The organism is Catellatospora coxensis (genome assembly GCF_016862635.1).
Lineage (GTDB): Bacteria > Actinomycetota > Actinomycetes > Mycobacteriales > Micromonosporaceae > Catellatospora > Catellatospora coxensis.
In genome coordinates, this window is the sequence record NZ_BONI01000070.1 from 1 (window position 1) to 20,701 (window position 20,701).

The window sequence follows — 20,701 nt, forward strand, 5'->3', positions numbered from 1 at the left end:
CCCGCCGGCCCTGGTGACGACGTGCCCGCCCACCCCCGTGGCGGGCGGACACGTCGTCGCGAGCTCGGCGCGTGGGGAAGGGCACCTTCCACAACGCATAGCGATGCGCTGAGCTGCTGCTCGTCTCGCTGACGCGAGCCGACGGCCCCCTCCTGTCAGCCGGTGGCGGGGATCGACCAGCCGTCGGCGAAGGTCGTGCCGGTGACCGGGCGGGCGGAGATGACGCAGCGCTGCTCGTCGGGCCAGAACCAGCCGGCCGAGCGGGCGATCGCCTGCCAGCCGTCGAGTTCCGCGTCGAGCGCGGTGCCGTACACGGCCAGGCCGAGCCGTCGCCACACCTCGTAGTAGGCGATCCAGTGCGCCTCCTGCTGGCCGTACCAGCAGACCGGGCTCGGCGCGCCCAGCAGCCGCTTGCCGGGCAGGTAGAACCCGCCTGCGAGCGAGGTGTAGAGGGCTTCGCGCACGTGGCGGCGCACGATGTCGACGAACGGGACGCCGTACGCCAGCGCCGCTTCGGCTGACTGGTTCGGCCAGGGTTGGCCCTTGTCCCGCTTGGGCGGCTTGGGGTCGAACAGCGGCGGGGCGATCCGGTCGTCCATGGCCCCGCGCAGCCTGGCCAGGGACGTGGCCAGGTCACTGGCCAGCGGAGGACGTTTGCCGAGCGGCGGATCGGTCACCCAGGAATGGAGTTCCCGCAGCGTCGGCAGGTGCCCGACCAGCGGCTGGGCTTCGGCGGGAGAGCGGACCCATACGAACTCGGGTCGGGGCCGGCCGAGTCTGCGATAGAGCTCGGTGAGGGCCTGCTCAGCAGCGGCCTGGCCGGTCGGCCCGCAGGCCGTGCCGTAGCCGTGCCACTCGTCGCGGACGGCGGCTGCCTGCTGCCAGAAGGCGGCACGTTCGTGCCGCGGGGCGGTCATACCGCGAGGGCGCGCACGCCCTTTCGCACAGAGGAGATCATGGCGCTGATGATCGCATCCGGACAGCCGTGTCGCAACGGGATATGAGAGGCGGGCCGCCCGGCATGTGGCGGCCCGCCGCTCGGTCCGTTACGGCATGGTCCACTTCTGGTTGGCCGCGCCCGCGATGCACTGCCACAGGTGGACGACGGTGCTGTCGGCGGAGTTGTTGCCCGACACGTCGAGGCACTTGCCCGACTGCGGGTTGCGCAGCGTCTGGTCTGCGGACTGGTAGGTCCAGTTCTGCGCGCCGGAGCCGTTGCAGGTCCACAGCTGGATCTTCGTGCCGTTGGCGCTGCCGCCGCCGGAGATGTCCAGGCACTTGCCCAGTGCGCGCAGGGTCTGCCCGTTCTGGGTCCAGGTCTGCGCCGTGGAGCCGTTGCAGGTGTATATCTGGATCTGCGTGCCGTCGGCGGTGCCGCTGCTGCGCACGTCGAGGCACTTGCCGCCCAGGCCCTTGATCTGCCCGGTGCCCGGCGTGGCGGTCTTCACGAAGGTGAAGTCGTCGACGTCGAACAGGCCGGTCCCGGTCCCGGTGAACGTCAGGTACACGTTCTGGTTGCCCGACGGCACCCCGGTCAGCGTGGTCTGCACGTTGGCGAACGTGGACCAGCCGCCGGTGTTGGGCACCGCGACCGTGCCGAGGATCGGCCCGGTGGTCGACCCGGTGCGCACCTGGATGCCGCCGCCCGCGCCACCGGACACGACCCGCGCCCGGAAGGTGGTCGCGCCGCCGACGTTCACGTTGTTGTACGCCGCCCAGTCGCCCGGCTCGATGTAGCCTAGCGTCTGGCCGTTGTTCGCGCCCGCCTTGGTGAACGCCTGCACGCCGCTCTGGCTGCTGAACGACTCGGCCTGCACGGTCACGTCGCCGACCGGCGGCTGCCCGAGTTCCTTGATCCGGATGTTGCGGAACTGGGCGGTGTCGGCCGCGCCGTGGTTCTGGATGCCGATGTGGCCGGCCAGGTCACGGGCGGCGTTGGTGTTGGTGAAGTCGTTGATCAGCACGCCGTTGAGGTAGATCCGCAGGCGCTGGCCCTCGACGAGCAGCTCGTACGTGTTCCACTCGCCGGCCGCGTTGAGCGCCGCGTCGCGGGCGGCGATGTTGGCCGACTGGAACGTGTACACCGCGCCGGTGGTGCGGTCGGCGGCGTCGGTGGCGTCGATCTGGATCTCGTAGCCGTTGTTGACCGCCGACCACGGGTCCGTCGACGGCGGGAAGCCGATGAAGATGCCCGAGTTCGAGTCGCCGGTGAGCTTCCAGTCCAGCTTCAGCGAGTACGAGGTGTACTGCTTGGCGCTGTACCAGTACAGGCCCATGCCGCCGACCGTGGTCAGGGTGGCGTCGGAGTTGGTGAGGCTGCCCGGCCCGGCCTGCGACCAGCCCGTGGTCGAGCCGTTGAAGATCGGCGTGTAGCCGGTCTCGGGGCGGCAGTCGGCCTTGCTGCGGCCGGACGCGTAGCGGATGCCGCCGAGCAGGTGGTTGCGGAAGTTCGCCTCGCCGTAGGAGGCCTGGGTGTGGCCGCCACCGGTGTAGAAGGACCGGCCGCCGTCGTACGCCTTGCACCAGACGTGCGGGTGGTCGGCGCCCATGCCGCCGCCGCTGTACGACGACTCGTCCAGGGTGGCCAGCACCTTCGCCGTGGACCGGGCGTTGGTCTGGTAGTTGTACCACTCGTCGGTGCGGGTCCAGGTCTGCGGCAGGTGCGCGGTCGCGGCGTGACCGCGGTCCTCGACCTTGACGTTGGCCTGCTGGATCGCCGGGTGCGAGGCGAACCACGCGCCGACCAGGTTGCCGTACCAGGGCCAGGAGTATTCGGTGTCGGCGGCGGCGTGCACGCCGACGTAGCCCTTGCCGGAGCGGATGTAGTTCTCGAACGCGGTCTGCTGGGTCGCGTCGAGCACGTCACCGGTGGTGTTGAGGAAGACGACCGCCTCGTACTGGGCGAGGTTGGCGGCGTTGAACTGGGCCGCGTCCTCGGTGGCGGTGACGGTGAAGTTGTTCGCCGCGCCCAGGTCACGGATGGCCTGGGTGCCCACGGCGATGGAGTCGTGCCGGAAGCCGGCGGTCTTGGAGAAGACCAGCACGTCGTACGGGGCGTCGGCGGCGGCCGCCGGAGTGGCGGTCATGGCCGCCACGGTCAGCGCGGCGGTTGCCGCACCGAGCAGGGGTCGCAGGATTCGCACGGTGATGCTCCTTTCTCGGACGGGAGCGGTCCAGGCGGGGCGGGGCTGCCCCGCCCGGACCGGGTCGATCAGGGCAGGGTCCACTTCTGGTTGGCCGCGTTGGCGACGCAGGTCCACAGGTGGACGATGGTGCTGTCGGCGGAGTTGTTGCCCGACACGTCGAGGCACTTGCCCGACTGCGGGTTGCGCAGGGTCTGGTCGGACGTCTGGTAGGTCCAGTTCTGCGCCGCGGAGCCGTTGCAGGTGTACAGCTGGATCTTGGTGCCGTCGGCGGTGCCGCCGCCGGCGATGTCCAGGCACTTGCCGAATGCCCGCAGGGTCTGGCCGTTACGCGTCCAGGTCTGCGAACCGGTGCCGTTGCAGGTGTAGATCTGGATCTGCGTGCCGTCGGCCGTCGCGCCGCTGCGCACGTCCAGGCACTTGCCCGCCAGGCCCTTGACCGGGCCGACGCCCGCGGCCGTGGTGAACGTGAACGAGTCCAGGTCGAACAGCGCCCCGGTGCCGCCGCCGAAGGTCAGGAACAGCGGGGTGGTGCTGTTCGGGGCGCCGGTGATGGTGCCGCTGACCGTCGCGAACGTCTCCCAGCCGCCGGTCACCGGAACGGTGGCCGAGCCGAGCACGGTGCCGGTGGCCGACCCGGCCCGGATCTGCAGCGTGCCGCCCACGCCACCTGAGGACACCCGGGCGGTGAAGCCGGTCGCGTTGCTCAGCCGGTACGGGTTGAACGAGATCCAGTCCCCGTTGTGGATGTCACCGACGGTCTTGCCGCCCTCGGCGGTGGCCTTGGTGAACGTGTTGATGCCCGAGGAGGAGCCGAAGTGCTCGGCCTGCCGGTGCCGCGGCTGCAGCGTGTGCTGCGTGTGCGTGGTCAGGCCCTGGTTGTCGGTGTACTCCGCGTCGAAGATCGCGAAGATGTTCGCCGCGTCGTCGTGCTCGCCGTCGACCGGGATGGTGATGGTGCCCGAGCAGCCGTTCTTCGAGGTGATCTGGTGGCCGTGCTGGTCGTGGCCGAGCACGTAGGTCAGCTTCACCCGAGCGCAGTCGATCGTGCCGTCACCGGCGTCGGTGACCGTCAGCGAGTAGCTGACCGTGTCGCCGAACGCGAACAGCTGGCCGTTGCCGGGGCTGTTGATGGTCACCGCGGGCGGGGTGTTGCCGACCGTGATGACGACCGAGTCGCTGCCGGTCGCGCCCTGCGGGTCGCGCACCGTCAGGGTCGCGGTGTACGTCCCGTTGGTGCTGTACGTCTTGCTCGGGTTGGCGGCCGTCGAGGTGGTGCCGTCGCCGAACGCCCACGAGTAGGTCAGCGCGCCGCCCTCCGGGTCCGACGAGCCGGCCGACGAGAACGCCACGGTCAGCGGGGCCGCGCCCGCGGTCGGGGTGCCGTTCGCGTTGGCGATCGGGGCCCGGTTGCCGGTGCCGATGTACTCGAAGCGGTACAGCGCCGAGTTGGCGTCGCCGTTGAAGTAGCCGGTGCCGTAGTCGAGCACGTACAGCGCGCCGTCGGGGCCGAACGCCGAGTCCATGACCTGCTTGCCGGTCCACGGGAAGGCGTCGATCGTGCCGCGCGAGCCGTCGGCGTTGACGTGGATCGGCTTGATCCAGCCGCGGCCGAACTCGGTCGCGAAGAACTGCCCGTCCATGTCCTGCGGGAACTTCACCGTCGACGTCGACGAGGCGTTGTACCGGTAGACCGGGCCGCCCATCGGGGACTCCGAGCCGCCGCCGAACTCGGTCGGCGTGCCGCTGTCGCCGCCGTACTTGATCCAGGCCGCGCGGGCCGGGGGCAGCGTGGACAGGCCGGTGTTGCGGAACGAGTTGTTCGTCGGGCCGCCGGTGCAGTTGAACTTCGGGCCCGTCGACGCGGTGGCGAAGTTCCACTCGTTGTAGGTCTCGGTGCTGGTGTTCGCGCCGGTGCAGTACGGCCAGCCGTAGTTGCCCGCCGAGGTGATCCGGTTGAACTCGACCTGGCCGCTGGGGCCGCGGTTGGCGTTGGTGGTGCCCGCGTCCGGACCGTAGTCGCCGACGTACACGACGCCGGTAGCCTTGTCGACGCTCATCCGGAACGGGTTGCGGAAGCCCATCGCGTAGATCTCGGCGCGGGTCTGCGCCGTGCCGGGCGCGAACAGGTTGCCCGACGGGATCGAGTACGACCCGTTGGCGTTGACCTTGATGCGCAGGATCTTGCCCCGCAGGTCGTTGGTGTTGCCCGCGGAACGCTGCGCGTCGTAGGCCGGGTTGCGGTCGGTGCGCTCATCGAGCGGCGCGTAGCCGTCGGAGGAGAACGGGTTCGAGTCGTCGCCGGTGGACAGGTACAGGTTGCCCGCCGCGTCGAAGTCGATGTCGCCGCCGACGTGGCAGCACAGGCCCCGGTCGGCGGGCACGTCCAGCACGTTGACCTGGCTGCCCATGTTCACCGTGAAGTCGGCGTTGAGGGTGAACCGGGCCAGCCGGTTGACGCCCTGCCACTGCGTCCAGCTCGTGCCGGTCGCGGGCGCGTCGCCGGTCGGAGTGGACAGCGGCGGGGCGAAGTAGAGGTAGATGAAGCGGTTCGTGGCGAAACCGGGATCGACGCCGACGCCCTGCAAGCCCTCCTCGTCGTGCTGGTACACCGGGATGGTGCCGACGACGGAGGTGGTCCCGGCCGCCGTGGTGCGGCGCAGGGTCCCGTTGCGGGCGGTGTGCAGCACGGACAGGTCCGGCAGCACGGCCAGCGACATCGGCTCGCCCATCTCGGCGACGCCGCGGGCCATCTCGATCTGCTGGAACTTGGTCGGGTCGATGGTGTGCGCGGCCGCGGGGGCGGTCGTGGTGGCGACCGCCGTCAGGGCCGACCCGGTCATCAACAGCGCGGCCGCGGCCGCACGCCATAGTCTGATGTGCCTGCGTGAATGTCTCTCGGACATTGCCGTCCAACCCTTCCTGACTGGGGGTATGCCAGGCAGGGCGCGCGCCGTCGCGCCTGATGCCGGGGTGGGCTAAGGGGTAACCGCGCCGCCGGTTACATCGACGAAACATGGTGGAGCTGTGACGGACACACTAGGGACTTTTCATCGAGGTGTCCATACTTTCCGATGGCGCGATGAAAAGTTTTGACTCGACGATCGAAAGTGGAGTGACACGGCTGGTCAGCGACCCGGTTTCACCACCATGTGTCGGCGGGTATCAGTCGCCATGAACCGCAACCTGATCCGGGCTCTGCTGTACGCCTGGGAGCGGCCGGAGTTCCGGGCCGGCCTGCAGCACCTGATCGACCTCGATCAGGTGACCGCTCTGCTGGCCGCACTGTCCACCGAGGACCGAGACCACGAGCAGGAACGCCGCGCCATGGACCTGCTGCGCTCCGCGCTGGACTCTCCCGAGATCCGCCGGGCGGTGCTGCTGCTCGTCGAGTCCGATGACATCCGCCTCCAGCTCGCCGCCGCGATCGCCGAAGGCCTGCCCGACCGGCCCGCCCTCGCCGTCGCGATCGCCGCCGCCCTCAACGATCCCCGCGTCCGCGCCCAGCTCAACGCCGCCCTGGAAACTCCTCAGGTACGCGACCTGCTCCTGCACGCCGCCGAGGACGGCGCCCAGGAGCGCCGCTGGTCCCTGGCCCGACGGCTGCTCGTGCTACTCGCCCGCCACCGCACCGCCCGCCGCCTCGCGTGGTCCCTACACCGCCACGGTCTGCTGCGTGCCCTGCGCGAGTGATGGGTTCGGTCCCACCTGCCACACAGCGGCGTGCGGGCAGGAACGGCGCCGGCCGACCCCGCCCGCGCGACGCAGGTCCGTAGGGCGGCTCGTCAGCTCACCCAGCTTCCGCAACTGAGGTTCGTCCAGGTGGTCGCGCCGACACTTCTGGTCTCATAGCAGGCGCGGAACTGGTCGAGCGTCGAATCACCCACCATGTTGGTGTAGTAGTTCCCGCGTGCCGTATGCGAAGCGATGGTCTTGTAGTAGACGTGCGTGGTCACGTATTCCCCGTCGAACCATCGGCGCTCGATCCTGATCCTGATGTCGACGTCGAAACACGGCGGGTGGTTGCCCGCGCACCAGGGGTCGAGGGTGATCCGAGCCCACCGGGCGTTGCACGCGGTCGACCTGCGGACATGCACTCCCCAGACGCCCACTGACGGCTGGTTGTACCAGACGTCTGAGTTGGGCGTCGTCGTCGTCGTGGCGGCGGCGTCGCAGCTTTCGGTCGCGGGGTTCTTGTTGTTGCAGCCCATGCCCGTGCAGGCGGCAAGCGCCCGCCCCGGAGATGCCACGACCCCGCCCGTCACGAAGGCCACGGCGAGCACGAGCGTCGCGAGCAGACGCCTGGCCTGGCTCGTTCTGTCAGACATTGCCGGTCTTCCTCCCCTGGTGTCCAGTGATACGGCGGCCGCCCGAAGGCGGCCCCGGTTCATTGGCACGCATTGTCCTGAAGGGAGTCACGACAGCCGCATCGGCCCGGCATCGCCCGGAGCGGGGCCGTCGAGGAGTGGCCGCCTCGACGGCCCGTTCACGCGGGAATGCCTAGGCCGCGCTGCCGACCGGCTGGTCGAACTGGGTCCGGTAGAGCTCGGCGTAGCGGCCGTCGCGGGCCAGCAGGTCCGGGTGCGTGCCGCGCTCGACGACCCGACCCGCCTCGATGACCAGGATCTGGTCGGCCTGGCGGACCGTGGACAGCCGGTGCGCGATGACCACCGACGTACGCCCGGCCAGGGCCTCGCCCAGCGCCTCCTGCACCGCCGCCTCCGACGTCGAGTCCAGGTGCGCCGTCGCCTCGTCGAGCACCACCACCCGCGGCCGGGCCAGCAGCACCCGGGCGATGGTCAGGCGCTGCCGCTCGCCGCCGGACAGCCGGTAGCCGCGCTCGCCGACGACCGTGTCCAGCCCGTCGGGCAGCGCTTCGACCAGCTCGGCGAGCCTGGCCCGGCGCAGCGCGTCCCACAGCTCCTCGTCGGTCGCCTCCGGCCGGGCCAGCAGCAGGTTGGCCCGCACCGACTCGTGGAACAGGTGGCCGTCCTGGGTGACCATGCCCAGCGTCTGCCGGATCGTCTTGGCGTCCAGGTCACGTACGTCGACGCCGGACAGCCGGACCGTGCCGCCGTCGGTGTCGTACAGCCGGGGCAGCAGCTGCGCGATGGTGGACTTACCCGCCCCGGACGAGCCGACCAGCGCCACCAGCTGGCCCGGCTCGGCGGTGAACGACACGTCGTGCAGCACCTGCGCGCCGCCGCGGGTGTCGAGCACGGCGACCTCCTCCAGCGAGGCCAGCGACACCTTGTCCGCCGACGGGTAGCCGAAGTCGACGCCGTCGAACTGCACCGACACCGGGCCGTCGGGCATCTGCTTCGGCTGCTCGGGCTCGGCGATCAGCGGCTTGAGGTCGAGGATCTCGAACACCCGCTCGAAGCTGACCAGGGCGCTCATCACCTCGACCCGGGCGCTGGCCAGCGAGGTCAGCGGGGCGTAGAGGCGCGCCAGCAGCAGCGCCAACGCCACCACCGAGCCCTCGTCCAGCGTGCCGCGCAGCGCGAACACGCCGCCCAGGCCGTACACCAGGGCAAGCGCGAGCGAGGAGACGAGCATCAGCGCTGTCACGAAGACCCACTGCACCATCGCGGTGCGCACACCGATGTCGCGCACCCGCCGGGCCCGCGCCGCGAATTCGGCCGACTCCCGTTCCGGCTGCCCGAACAGCTTGACCAGCGTCGCGCCGGGGGCGGAGAAGCGTTCGGTCATGTTGGTGCTCATGGCCGAGTTGTGCTCGGCCGCCTCGCGCTCCAGCCGGGCCAGCTTGTTGCCCATCCGGCGGGCGGGCAGCACGAACACCGGCAGCAGCACCAGCGCCAGCAGGGTGATCTGCCAGGAAAGCTGGATCATGACGACCAGCGTCAGCGCCAGCATGACCAGGTTCGCCACCACCCCGGACAGGGTGTCGCTGAACGCCCGCTGCGCGCCGATCACGTCGTTGTTGAGCCGGCTGACCAGCGCGCCGGTGCGGGTACGCGTGAAGAACGCGACCGGCATCCGCTGCACGTGGTCGAACACGGCGGTGCGCAGGTCGAGGATCAGGCCCTCGCCGATGGTCGCCGACAGCCAGCGGGTGGCCAGGCTCAGCCCGGCCTCGGCCAGCGCCAGTCCCGCGATGATCACCGCCAGCCAGACGACCGTGGTCTCCGGCCCGCCGTTGGTGATCGTGTCGATCACGCGGCCGGCCAGGATCGGCGTGGCCACCGCCAGCACCGCGCCGACCACGCTCAGCGCGAGGAAGGCCAGCAGCTGCCGGCGGTGCGGCCGGGCGAAACCGAGGATGCGCCGCAGCGTGGCCAGCGAGAACGGCCGACGCTCGTCCTGGGCGTTCATGGCGTGGTAGAGGGAGTTCCACGCCGCCATTTCCATGCTCATCGAGCTGTGCCTTTCCGTTGCGGAACGGTCGCGGCGGGCGGGCCCGTCGGCGACACCGTAGAACCTCAAGCGAGGGTCAGCTTCTTGACCTTGAAGGGTCGAGCTTGCGGGTCGAGACAGCTCGCGGTAATGAGCACGAGGTCACGCCGCGTTCGGCATGCTGACGGATACCCAGCGCGTAACACCGCGTGCGGCGATGTTGCAGGCTGCGTTGCGATCGGCGTGCTCAGCGAAGCCGCACGACCTGCAGCGGAACGTGGATTGGTTGGGTCGGTTGGCCTTGGCAATGTGCCCGCAGGCGGAGCATTGCTGGGAGGTGTACGCCGGGTTGACGTGTACCACCGCTACCGCTGCCCGCTTGGCCTTGTAGGCGATGTACTGACCGAGTTGGGCGAACGCCCATGAGTGCAGCGTGACCCGCTGGGGCCGTCGGAGCCGTACCCGGTCGCGGATGCCGCCCAAATCCTCTAGGGCGATTCCGCGGCCGGTGCGTTCGGCCTCGGTCACGATGGTCTTGGCGATGCGGTGGTTGACGTCGGCGGCGAACCGCGACTCCTTCCGCCGACGTTTCTTCAATAGCCTCTTGGCGGACTTAGTTCCGAGAGCCTGGAGTTTCGTGCGCAGCCGCTGGTCACGGTGCCGGGCTCGGTTAACGGCCTTGCCGCTGTGGCGACGGCCGTCGGAGTCGCTAGCAAGGTTGGCGATACCGAGGTCGACACCGAGGAACCCGTCCGGCTGCCTGGTAGGGGTGTCGGGGATATCACAGGTGGCGTATAGAAACCACATGCCGTCCCGGTGGACGAGGTCCGACTCTCCCTGACGATACCTAGCCAAGGTGGCGTATTGCGCCTCGCTGCAGCTGAACCGGATGGGCCCGGACCGCCCGTTGACCGTCCAGATTGACACCGTGCGGGCCGCCAACTGCCAGGATAGGCACCGGTCGTCGAACGGTTGCGCCGCTGCGCGACGGAAGCGGACCGGCCTGCCCTCAACGGCTCGACGTCGTGGCGACCCGGGCTTGCCGAGATGGCCAGCCGCGATGTTGGCCTTCAGCGCGGCATACGCACCGGACACCTTACGGGCAACGTGGATTGCTGGCTGTGCAGACAAACCCATGTCCTTGAGCTGGCCATAGGTAAGCCGCTGCAGCGACTGCTTGCCAAACACACCCCGCTGGTACGCCAGCTCGGACGCAACATTCGCGGCCTCGTTACACAGTTTCAGCGTCGCCTGTAATGCCACTTGCTGAGCGGCATCCGGGAATAGCCGGACCTGCACGACAATCTTCACCAGGCGCCCTTGCCACACTCGTTGGCTCGCCCGGCTGGCATCGACCGAGGCCACGCACGCTTGCCCACCCAGCCGACGCCGACCTCGGAGCAACATCCTGTCACTAGCCCGGTTGACGTCATACCTGACGTCTACCGGACGGGTCCGACATTCAGGCCGCGCGGCGCTGCTCCACGGTCACCTTCCGGGTGACGGCGACCCGGACCGGGAACGGATAGACCGGCGCGAGCGGGCCCTCCCCCTCGTCTCCGCCGCGGATCGACCAGGGGCTTCGCGGCCGGGCGGCACGGTCGGACGGCCCGTCGCCGCGCAGGCGCGGATGGTTCAGCGCCAGCAGCAGCCCGTATCCGGCGAGCACCAGCCCGTGCGACAGCACCCGGCCCGCCTCGACCCGGTCGGCCAGCGCGTCGTTGACGGTCAGCAGGCTGAGCACGATCACGAACGCGGTCATCACCGGCAGCAGCGCCGCCGGGCGAGTACGCCGCCAGGCCAGCCAGGCCAGGGCAGCCCCGATCGCCACGTTCCAGGCGGCGGACTCGTGCCACAGGTGCCCCGACGACACCGAGCCGACCACGCCGTGCGCGTGCCGCTCGGCCGCGGCCAGGCTGCTGATCTGCGCCACGCCCAGCAGGAACTGGCCCAGCCCGACGGCCAGCAGCGCCCGCCGCAGCCAGCCGGCGACGTCGAACCGGGCGCGCCGCGGTGGCGGGGTCGGCGCGGCGGCCAGCACCGCCGCGAGCGCCCGCTCGCTGAGCCCCGGCACCGGCAGCGCCGCGGCGGTCCGGGCCAGCCGGGTCACCGACTCCGCCCGCTGCCACCAGTCCGCGCACTCCGCACACCCGTCGACGTGCGCGTCGACCGCTTCGCGTTCGCCCGGCTCGTCCGCGCCGTCCAGGCGGGCCGACAGCAGCTCGCGCGCCTGTGTGCACCCCATGCCCACTCCCATGCGACACATTGTCGCCCATACCCGCGAGTTGGTTCCCGGGCATCGCTGTGACCTGCGGCGCTGTCGCGCACCGGGGGGATCGCATCGAAGGGCGGCGAACGATACGCTTCCGGTCATGTCCTACGGCGGTGACGACGAGCGCATCACGGCGCTGGCCCTGGCGGCCCGCGGCGGCGACCGCGCCGCCACCGAGGCGTTCGTGGCGGCTACCCAGCGCGACGTGGTCCGCTTCGTGGCGCACCTGGCCGGGGCCGCCGACGCCGACGACCTCGCGCAGGACACCTACCTGCGGGCGATGCGCGCCCTGCCCTCGTTCGAGGGCCGGTCCTCGGCCCGCACCTGGCTGCTGGCCATCGCCCGGCACACCGTCGTGGACCACCTGCGCGTGCTCGCCCGGCGGCCGCGCCCGGCGGACCTGGCCGACTGGGTGGCCGTGGCCGACACCGTGTCGGCGGGGGCGGCCGGGCGCTTCGACGAGCAGATCCTGCTGAACCGGCTGGTCGCGGGGCTCGACCCCGACCGGCGGGAGGCGTTCGTCGCCACGCAGGTGCTGGGCCTGTCGTATGTCGAGGCCGCCGAGGTGATCGGCTGCCCGATCGGCACCATCCGGTCCCGGGTCGCCCGGGCCCGCGACGACCTCGCCGCCGCGCTCGGCGACAGCGCCACCGCCGCCCCGCGCCGCCACCTGCGCGCCGTCTGACCGGCTCCGCCGACCCACGCCACCCGCATGTGGCGGACCCGTGGCAGCGTGAACACCGCTTCTTTTCCATAAACGGTGGCCTATCTCATCGAGTTCGATCTCGCGACATTCGCTGAGATAGGCCGCCGTTTATGGAGAGCGGACGAGCCGCGGGTCAGGGCACGATACGCCGACTCCGCCGGGCGACGGGTCAGGATCCGGTCGGGGTGGGCTTGCCGCGCAGGGCCAGGCCGAGGGCGGCCAGGGCGACGACCAGCGCGGCGATGCTCAGGCCGAGCGGCCAGCCGCTACCGCCGTCCGAGGACGCCGGGGTGTCGCCGGACGCGGAGTTGCTCCCAGCGGCCGCCGGGGACGCGGGCGCCGCGGCCTTCGGCAGGACCTTGAGCACGGGCGCGGGACGCTCCAGCTCGGCACCGGCCTTCGGCTCCTCGATCCAGCGCACGACCTCGCCGTCGGAGTACGTCTGCAGCGCCTTGAACACGATCTGGCTGACCTCCGGCACCGGCCCGGCGGACACGTCGAACTCCTGGAACTGGCCGGGCTTGACGGCCGAGGCGGCGTCCGCCGTCCAGGTGATCTTCGAGGCGGCCTCGGTGATCTCGTTGTCGTGGTTCTTGATCGGCGTCGCCAGCTTGCGCTTCTCCACCACGGCCGTCCAGCCGGGCACCGGTTTGACCGAGACGCTCGCGAACGGCGCGTCCTCGGGCAGCGTGACCTCCACCTTCACCGTCGACGCGTTGTCCTTCTCGTTCGGCACCCGGAAGGTCAGCCGGGCGTACCCGCCGGCGGTCGCCTCCTTCGGGTTGACCGTCACATGAGCCGCCGCCGGCACGGCCGACAGGCCGACCATCGCCGCCACCGCGACCGCCACCACGCCGGCCCGCCACCGCGCCCTCGCACCGATCTTCATCTCGCGTCCTTCACCTCGGGAGACCGGCGCGCCCCGCGGCGCGCCCGGCGGCGACCAGGTCACCGCGCGACACAGGTCGCCCCGGCCCGGCCGCCGGTTCCCGCACGTATGTGTGGACTGTCACCGATTCACCGGGAACTTCCCGGCTGTTCTCGGCGACACGGACCGGCGCGATGTCGGAGCCGTGACAGAACGCTCGGATGCGCCCGCCCATGCGGCACCGTGCACAGTGCATCGACCGCCGGCAGAGGAGGCACAGATGAGGGGCAGGACCAGGGCGGCAGCGGCCGCCATCGCGCTCGCCGCGGCGACCGGCCTGGCACAGACCGGCGCACCGGCCCAGGCCGCGGTGCCGGGCCTGCAGATCGTGTCCACGGCGAGCACGGGCGGCAGCGGCTCGCCCAAGAGCGTGACGGCCACGTGCCCGGCCGGCAAGCGGGTCGTCGGCGCGGGCTTCTATCTCGACGGAGCGGCCGCGCAGGTGGTGCTGGACGACCTGATCCCGGCGGCCGGTGCGGTGACCGCCACCGGTTACGAGGACCAGGACGGCACGGCCGAGAACTGGTGGATCCGCGCGTACGCGGTCTGCGCCGACCCGGTGCCGGGGCTGGAGATCGTCACCGCTGTCAGCGCCCCCGGCTCGGCCGCGCGCTCGACGACCGCCGCATGCCCGACCGGCAAGCGTGCCCTCGGCGGCGGGGCGACGATCACCGGCGGGCTCGGCCAGGTGGTGATCGACGCGATGATGCCCGCCTCGACGACGGTCACCGCGGCGGCGTTCGAGGACGGTGACGGCACCTCGGCCACCTGGACCCTGACCGCGTACGCGATCTGCGCGCCGGCGCTGCCCGGCCTGGTGCTGCCGACCGTCACCAGCCCGCCGACGACCGGCTTCCAGCAGGGCGCGTCTCCGGCATGCCCGGCAGGGACGGCGGCCCTCGGCACGGGCTGGGACGTCAATACCAGGTTCCCGGGTTCGATCTTCCCGGTCGCCGCTGCCCCGTCCGCCACGGGCGTGCTCACCGTGGCCCTGATGAACAACGCTCCCGGCCTGGCCGAGTGGACGCTGACCGGCCGCGCCGTCTGCGCGACGCCGTAGCCACGGGACACCTTCCGGCTGCCGACCAGCCGGAAGGTATCCCGCTGCCGCTCAGCTCACCAGGTCAGGCGGGCGTACCCGTCGGCTCCGGGTTTGCCGGTCACGCCCGCGGCCGAGTTGCCGCCCGCCAGGCCGCCGTCCGCGGCGAGGCTGCGGTAGTAGCCCCCGCGACCACCCGCACCGCCGCGTCCGCCGTTGCCGCCCGCGCCACCGGCGCCGCCGACGCCGTGCTCGACGTCGTCGGTCACGGCGCCGCCCGCGCCGCCCAGCCCGACCACCGTCGCGCCCGCGCCGCCGGCCCCGCCGGTGCCGCCGCTCGCGCCGTCGACCCCGGAGCCGCCGGCCGCGCCGTCGCCGCCGCCCTTGCCCGCATTGCCCGCCGCGCCGTCGGTGCCGGTGCACAGCGCCGCCGAGAGCACGGCCATCGTGCCGCCCGCGCCGCCGTCGCCGGGGGCGCTGCTGCCGATCCCGCCGGGGCGGGTGGTGCCGGGACGGCTGCCGGTGGCGTCCATGCCGCCGGGGCCGCCGTTGGAGAACTCCGGGCTGCCCTGGCCGCCCGCGCCGCCCGCGACCTGGGTCAGCAGCAGCGCGGTGTCGTTGAGCAGCACGCTGACCTCGGTGAGCGCGCCCTCCGCGCCGTCCGCGCCGGCCTTGGAGAGCTGGCCCGCGTTGCCGTTGCCGCCGGGCGAGCTCGGCGCACCGCCGGTCGCCGCCGCCGCGCCGCGTCCACCGCTGCCGCCGCGGCCGACCACGATGGACAGTTGCGTCGCGGGGAAGTCCGCGGGCAGCACACATTTGACGTACTGCCCCGCGCCGCCGGAGCCGCCGCCCGCGCCACCGCCGCCGGAGCTGCCACCGGCCCCGCCGCCACCGCCCCGGCCGAACAGGGACTTGCCGCCACCGCCGCCGCCCCCACCGGCTCCGCCGCCGTTGCCGCCGCCACCGCCGCCGCCCGCGCCCCACAGCTCCAGCGTCACCTCGGCACCGGCGGGCACGTCGAACGTGTACGTGCCCGCGGTGTCGTAGACCTGCTCACCGGCGGCGACGGCGCTCCAGGACGGCGCGCCGCCGACGACGGCTCCGGCGAGCAGCGCCGCGGTCAGCGCCGCCGCTCGATACGACTTTTTCACCACATGTCACCTTTCCTAGGATCGACCAGATCCTACGGAGGCGACTACGCCGAACCGATCTTCGCCACGCCCGTGACCTGCGAAAACACCTTCGACAGGGCTACATGGCGACGGCCGCGCCGGTGACCGCGACACCGCTGCCGGGGTCGGGCCCGATCCGGACGGTGAGCACGCTGGGGCGGCCCATGTCGACGCCCTGGTGCACGGTGACCGTGGCGGGCGGCGTCACCAGGCCCAGCTCGCGCAGGTAGCCGCCGAACGCCGCGGCGGCCGCGCCCGTCGCCGGGTCGTCCACCACACCGCCGGGCGGGAACGGGTTGCGGGCGTGGAACACGTTCGCGGACTCCCGCCACACCAGGTCGACGGTGGTCCAGCCGTGCCGGGCCATCAGCTCGCCGAGCACGGCCAGGTCGTAGTCCAGGTCGGACAGCCGCTGCCGGGTCGCCGCGGCAAGAACGGGATGCCAGACTCCGGCGTACGCCACCCGGGGCGGCAGGGCCGGGTCCAGGTCGGCGGCCGACCAGCCCAGCACGTCCAGCAGCGCGGCGAGATCGGCCTCGGCGATCGGCGCGGTACGCGGTGCGACGCTGGTCAGCGTGGCCGTGGCGGTGCCGTCGGCGGCCACCTCGGTGGACACCTCGACGGTGCCCGCCTTCGTGTCGAAGGTCAGCGGGCCCGCTCCGTGCCGCTCGGCGTACGCCGCCGCGGCCGCGATGGTCGCGTGCCCGCAGAAGTCCACCTCGGCCAGCGGGCTGAAGTACCGAGCCGTGAACCGGCCGCCGCCGCGCGGCACGAGGAACGCGGTCTCGGAGTACCCGACGTCCGCCGCGACGGCGAGCATCGTCGCGTCGTCGAGCGGGTTCGCGTCGAGCACGACGCCCGCGGGGTTGCCGCCGGCCGGGTCGGCGGTGAACGCCGCGTATCTCAGGATCTCCACGCACTCGACCGTACGGTCCGGGACGGCGCTCCCCCACGGCCAATTCGCGACGGGTGGCTCAGTCGCGCGGCGGCGAGGCGGCCAGCCGCGCGTACTTGATCATCAGTGGGCGCAGGCCGCGTTTCTCGTACACCCGCTGCGCGCCGAGGTTGGCCGCCAGCGTGCCGATGTACAGGTCGCCGATGCCCAGCTCGGCGAGCCGCGCGTCGACGGCGTCGAGCAGCCGGGTGCCGACGCCCCGTCCGCGGTGACTCGCCGCCACGGACAGCGACTCCAGCTCGGCGATCCGGTCACCGGACACCCAGGTGTCGTCCGGGCCCGCGAACACGTGCGTGAACGCGTACCCGACCAGCTCCCGGCCGTCCTCGGCCAGCAGGATGAACGAGCCCGGCTCGATGATCCACTGCCGGTACAGATCCCGGCGCAGCGCCCAGGACCGCTCGTCGGGGTACATCGCCAGCTCCGGCGCGACCTCCCGGTGGTGGCGGTGCAGCGACAGCCACAAGGGCTCCAGCGCGTCGACGGCCTCCGCGCCGGCCAGGCGGATCGTCACCCCGTTGTCGTTCACGAACGACAACGCTACCGAAGCGCCGGCGACCGCGTGCCCGCTCAGGACCGGCCGGTCAGGGCGCAGTTCTTCGCGGCCAGCCCCTCCTGCCACTCCACCTGCGGGCCTTCCGGCTCCGGCAGGTCGTCGCGGCGCTGCTGGCGCCCCTGCGCGAGGTGCACGGTGGACTCGCCGCGCCAGGTGCCCGCCACGACCGGCACCGGCCACGGCTCGACCGGCACGTGTCCGCAGTCGGTGACCCGGTACACCAGGGTGACCTTGGCGGATTCACCCGGTAGCAGCAGCACCGGCACCAGCAGGACCGTCGGGCGCACCTGCTTCGACAAAGGCGTCACGCCGGTGGTGGCCTCATCGTTCGACACCGGCTCACCATAGCGAGCCCACGCATCGCCGTGACAGCCATCGATTCAGCGCCGGGCGACGACGATGTCGGGCTCGTCCGCGCCGACCACGGTGAACCCGGCCTCGGTCAGCTCGGCGTCGAATCCGGACTCCGTGGCGAGATGGCCGTCGAAGACCTCGGTCTCCTCGCGTACGAGCGCGCCGTCGCGGCTGACCCGGTAGCTGAAGCGCCACCGGACCCGGTCCGCGCCGACCGGCGTGGTGGACACCTCGCCGGTGTACAGGTCCCCGCCGAGCCGCCACGACGGCAGGTCCCGGCGGTCCGCCGCGGCGCGGGTCGGCGGGCGTTGCACCACCAGCCGGCCCCCGGGCACCAGTGCCCTCGCCAGGGCACGCAGCGCCGCGGCCCGCTCGGACCGGTCGAGCCCGGCCATGGTGTTCAGGCACCAGGCGAAGTCGGCGACGCCGGTCAGGCCGAGGTCCTGGACGTTACGGGCGTACACGCGAACCCGGGGCAGCACCTCGGCCTGCCCGGCGAGGCGGCTCAGCAGCACGGCCCGCATGCTCGCGGCGGGTTCCACCGCGTGCACGGTCACGGAGCAGCGGCGGGCCAGCTGGTTGGTGGCCAGTCCGGTGCCCGCGCCGACGTCCAGCACACCCACCTCGGGACTGCCGAGCCACCGGTCGAGCAGCCGTCCGGTGACCGCGAGATGCTCGGTGGCCTGCAGCAGGTCGTAGAACTCCGCGGTGACGGCGTACGCCTGGCCCATGAGCCGATCATGCCAAAACACGTGGTGACCGGGCGTGGAACAGGCCGCGGCAGCCCGCCGCAGCCTGTCGCGGGCTCAGCCCGCGATGCCGGTCTCCAGGAATTGGCGCAGCGCCATCTTCGGGCGGTTGCCGATCGCGCTGGCGACGACCTCGCCGTTGCGGAACACGATCAGCGTCGGCATCGACATCACCTTGTACGCCCGCGCCGTCTCCGGGTTGTTGTCGGAGTCGAGCTTGGTGAACACCACCCGGTCGCCGAACTCCGCGGACAGCTCGTTCAGCGAGCGCTCCAGCACCTTGCAGGGCGCGCACCACTCGGCCCAGAAGTCGACCACCACGGGCCGGTCCGACTTCAGCACGACGTCGGCGAACGTGGCGTCGGTGACCTCGATCAGGGCACCGTTCTTCTCAGACATGACTTCTCCCGGTGGGCGATGGCTTCGTTGAGCTGGTGGTCGAGCTTTTCACGGACGGTGTTGAGCCGGGCGAGGCAGGTGTCCACCTCGTCTAGTTTGCGCCGCAGCACCGCGACGGAGTCGGGGCAGACGTCGCCGGTCGCGTGCCCGGCACGCAGGCAGGCTACGAACGGGCGGATGTCGTCCAGGTCGAACCCGACTGCGAGCAGGGCCCGGATCTCGTGCACGACCCGCAGCTCGGCCTCGTCGAAGGCACGGTACCCGTTGGTCGAGCGCCGCGACCGGATGAGTCCGTGCTGCTCGTAGTACCGCAGCGTGCGCGTGCTGGTGCCGGCGCGCTGCGCCAGCTCGCCGATGAGCATCCGGGTCCTCCTCCCTGTCCTGCACAACGCTAAACGTTGCCGCCGGTGTCAAGGCAAGGGTGGCCCCGGTCACGCCGCGCGGAGGTCGGCGGTGACCTTGACAGTTCTCGATGAGGATGCGGACACTGTGGAGCATCGCGTCCGGCCTACCCGGGCATGTCCGGGCGCGCGATGTTAACGCTAACATATATGTAGTTATATGCATTGCCGACTGCGACAAGGAGCAGCACATGCTCGGCAGCATTCCGTCCCCCAGGCGCTCCCCCGCCGCCCGCGCCCTCGCCGCCACCGCGGCCGTCCTGCTCGCGCTGCTCGCCGGCCTGACCGGCGCGCGCCCCGCCGCCGCGGCCACGGTGACCCGCTACGTGCTCACCGCGTTCACCAACAGCAGCGAGAGCAACCTGTACGTCTACACGTCCAGCAACGCGCGCGACTTCACGCTGCTGCGCGGCCCCGCGTACACCCCGCCGTCGGGCCTGATCCGCGACCCCAGCGTGCTCAAGCACAGCGACGGGCGCTACTACGTCGTCTACACCACCAACTGGACCGGCACCGAGTTCGGCATCGCGTCCAGCACCGACCTGATCAACTGGTCGTTCGTGCGCAACGTGCCGGTCGGCATCTCCGGCATCGTCAACACCTGGGCCCCGGAGTGGTTCGTCGACCCGGCCGACGGCAGCGTGAACGTCATCGTGTCGCTGAGCACCACCTCGTACGCGAACTTCCGGCCGTACCGCTACCGGGCCCTGAACACGGCGTTCTCGTCGTGGGCGGCGCCGGTCGCGCTGTCGGGCATCGCGCCGAACTACATCGACACGTTCGTGGTCCGGTCCGGCAGCACCTACCACGCCTTCGCCAAGAACGAGACCACCAAGTACATCGAGCACGCCACGGCGTCCTCGCTCAACGGCCCGTGGACGTTCACCGGCACCGGCAACTGGGCCGGCTGGGGCTCCGGAGTCGAGGGCCCGGCCCTGGTCCGGCAGACCGACGGCAGCTGGCGCATCTACATGGACGGGTACACCTCGGGGCACTACTACACGGCCACCAGCACCGACCTCAACAACTGGTCGGCCCGCTCGGACGTGCCCGGCGGGCTGAGCGGCTTCATCCGGCACGGCACCGTGCTGTCCGAGACGATCACCACCGGTGACGCGTTCACCTCGACGGCGGTCGCCCAGCACAGCGGCAAGTGCCTCGACGTGCCCAACGGGTCCACGGCCACCGGCACCCAGCTGCGGCAGTGGCCCTGCAACGGCCAGAGCCCGCAGTCGTTCCGGTTCAACCCGGTCGGCGTGGACACGTTCACCATCACCAACACCGCCAACGGGCTGTGCCTGGACGTCAACGGGGTGTCCACCGCCAACGGCGCGGCGATCATCCAGTGGACCTGCACCGGCACCGCCAACCAGCAGTTCACCCTGCGGCTGTCCAGCACGGGCGTCTACCAGCTCGTCGCGGTGCACAGCGGCAAGTGCGTCGACGTCAGCAACGCCTCCACCGCCGACGGCGCGCTCGCCATCCAGTGGACCTGCGGCACCGGCGCCAACCAGCGCTGGCGCCTCACCCGCTGACCCCGCCCACCCCCGCCCACCCCCGCCCACCCCGTCCAGCCCCGTCCCCCACCCCGTGCTCCATAAACGTTGGCCTATCTCATCGAAAATCCGTGCCCCGGATTCGATGAGATAGGCCAACGTCGTTGAAAAGCG

At 71.5% G+C, this 20,701-nt stretch carries 19 protein-coding genes; 4 read left to right on the forward strand and 15 right to left on the reverse strand.

Annotated features, from left to right (window positions below):
* Positions 1-155 precede the first annotated feature (155 nt).
* The 3 genes from Cco03nite_RS31705 to Cco03nite_RS31715 form a co-directional block, all read right to left on the reverse strand.
* A complete protein-coding gene (locus Cco03nite_RS31705; protein WP_203696982.1) occupies positions 156-917 on the reverse strand; it encodes a hypothetical protein in 762 nt (253 codons plus the stop codon).
* Positions 918-1,046: 129 nt separating this feature from the next.
* On the reverse strand, positions 1,047-3,086 hold the full coding sequence (locus tag Cco03nite_RS31710) for a ThuA domain-containing protein (RefSeq protein WP_203697064.1): 2,040 nt from the start codon (positions 3,084-3,086) through the stop codon (positions 1,047-1,049).
* A gap of 125 nt (positions 3,087-3,211) precedes the next feature.
* Positions 3,212-6,049, reverse strand: a complete 2,838-nt coding sequence (locus tag Cco03nite_RS31715; protein WP_203696984.1) for a PQQ-dependent sugar dehydrogenase — start codon at positions 6,047-6,049, stop codon at positions 3,212-3,214.
* A 268-nt stretch (positions 6,050-6,317) separates the two neighbouring features.
* Between Cco03nite_RS31715 and Cco03nite_RS31720 the strand changes: the two genes are divergently transcribed.
* Complete coding sequence (locus Cco03nite_RS31720; protein WP_203696986.1) at positions 6,318-6,836, forward strand: hypothetical protein; 519 nt, start codon at positions 6,318-6,320, stop codon at positions 6,834-6,836.
* 92 nt (positions 6,837-6,928) lie between these two features.
* Here Cco03nite_RS31720 and Cco03nite_RS31725 read toward each other — a convergent pair whose 3' ends face one another.
* The 4 genes from Cco03nite_RS31725 to Cco03nite_RS31740 form a co-directional block, all read right to left on the reverse strand.
* A complete protein-coding gene (locus Cco03nite_RS31725) occupies positions 6,929-7,471 on the reverse strand; it encodes a DUF2690 domain-containing protein (protein ID WP_203696988.1) in 543 nt (180 codons plus the stop codon).
* Between the two features lie 172 nt (positions 7,472-7,643).
* A complete protein-coding gene (locus Cco03nite_RS31730) occupies positions 7,644-9,521 on the reverse strand; it encodes an ABC transporter ATP-binding protein (protein ID WP_203696990.1) in 1,878 nt (625 codons plus the stop codon).
* Positions 9,522-9,662: 141 nt separating this feature from the next.
* Positions 9,663-10,811: an RNA-guided endonuclease InsQ/TnpB family protein gene (locus Cco03nite_RS31735; RefSeq protein ID WP_203696992.1), complete on the reverse strand. Its 1,149-nt coding sequence runs from the start codon at positions 10,809-10,811 to the stop codon at positions 9,663-9,665.
* A 151-nt stretch (positions 10,812-10,962) separates the two neighbouring features.
* Positions 10,963-11,745, reverse strand: coding sequence for a zf-HC2 domain-containing protein (locus Cco03nite_RS31740; protein WP_203696993.1), 783 nt, complete (start codon positions 11,743-11,745; stop codon positions 10,963-10,965).
* A 127-nt stretch (positions 11,746-11,872) separates the two neighbouring features.
* Here Cco03nite_RS31740 and Cco03nite_RS31745 point away from each other — a divergent pair, with 127 nt between their 5' ends.
* Positions 11,873-12,457: a sigma-70 family RNA polymerase sigma factor gene (locus tag Cco03nite_RS31745; protein WP_203696995.1), complete on the forward strand. Its 585-nt coding sequence runs from the start codon at positions 11,873-11,875 to the stop codon at positions 12,455-12,457.
* A gap of 190 nt (positions 12,458-12,647) precedes the next feature.
* Here the strand turns inward: Cco03nite_RS31745 and Cco03nite_RS31750 are convergent, their stop codons facing one another.
* Positions 12,648-13,367: a YcnI family copper-binding membrane protein gene (locus Cco03nite_RS31750; RefSeq protein ID WP_203696997.1), complete on the reverse strand. Its 720-nt coding sequence runs from the start codon at positions 13,365-13,367 to the stop codon at positions 12,648-12,650.
* A gap of 259 nt (positions 13,368-13,626) precedes the next feature.
* Between Cco03nite_RS31750 and Cco03nite_RS31755 the strand changes: the two genes are divergently transcribed.
* Entirely contained in the window at positions 13,627-14,466 is an 840-nt protein-coding gene (locus Cco03nite_RS31755) for a hypothetical protein (RefSeq protein ID WP_203696999.1), read from the forward strand.
* Between the two features lie 56 nt (positions 14,467-14,522).
* Here the strand turns inward: Cco03nite_RS31755 and Cco03nite_RS42980 are convergent, their stop codons facing one another.
* The 7 genes from Cco03nite_RS42980 to Cco03nite_RS31790 all read right to left on the reverse strand — a co-directional run bounded on the left by Cco03nite_RS42980 (position 14,523) and on the right by Cco03nite_RS31790 (position 18,992).
* Complete coding sequence (locus tag Cco03nite_RS42980) at positions 14,523-15,596, reverse strand: hypothetical protein (protein WP_203697001.1); 1,074 nt, start codon at positions 15,594-15,596, stop codon at positions 14,523-14,525.
* 100 nt (positions 15,597-15,696) lie between these two features.
* Positions 15,697-16,533, reverse strand: coding sequence for a PhzF family phenazine biosynthesis protein (locus tag Cco03nite_RS31765; protein WP_203697003.1), 837 nt, complete (start codon positions 16,531-16,533; stop codon positions 15,697-15,699).
* A gap of 58 nt (positions 16,534-16,591) precedes the next feature.
* On the reverse strand, positions 16,592-17,101 hold the full coding sequence (locus Cco03nite_RS31770; RefSeq protein WP_203697004.1) for a GNAT family N-acetyltransferase: 510 nt from the start codon (positions 17,099-17,101) through the stop codon (positions 16,592-16,594).
* 41 nt (positions 17,102-17,142) lie between these two features.
* The gene (locus Cco03nite_RS31775; protein ID WP_203697005.1) at positions 17,143-17,463 is read right to left on the reverse strand and encodes a hypothetical protein; all 321 of its coding nucleotides are present in this window, start codon (positions 17,461-17,463) and stop codon (positions 17,143-17,145) included.
* Between the two features lie 45 nt (positions 17,464-17,508).
* Positions 17,509-18,213 (reverse strand): class I SAM-dependent methyltransferase, encoded by a 705-nt coding sequence (locus tag Cco03nite_RS31780; protein ID WP_203697006.1) that lies wholly within the window; start codon positions 18,211-18,213, stop codon positions 17,509-17,511.
* 75 nt (positions 18,214-18,288) lie between these two features.
* Positions 18,289-18,630 (reverse strand): thioredoxin, encoded by a 342-nt coding sequence (gene trxA, locus Cco03nite_RS31785; RefSeq protein ID WP_275412090.1) that lies wholly within the window; start codon positions 18,628-18,630, stop codon positions 18,289-18,291.
* Positions 18,606-18,992 (reverse strand): MerR family transcriptional regulator, encoded by a 387-nt coding sequence (locus Cco03nite_RS31790; RefSeq protein WP_203697007.1) that lies wholly within the window; start codon positions 18,990-18,992, stop codon positions 18,606-18,608. The genes trxA and Cco03nite_RS31790 overlap by 25 nt, the downstream gene beginning before the upstream one ends.
* A 230-nt stretch (positions 18,993-19,222) precedes the next feature.
* Here Cco03nite_RS31790 and Cco03nite_RS31795 point away from each other — a divergent pair, with 230 nt between their 5' ends.
* The gene (locus Cco03nite_RS31795) at positions 19,223-20,566 is read left to right on the forward strand and encodes an RICIN domain-containing protein (protein ID WP_203697008.1); all 1,344 of its coding nucleotides are present in this window, start codon (positions 19,223-19,225) and stop codon (positions 20,564-20,566) included.
* Positions 20,567-20,701 lie beyond the last annotated feature (135 nt).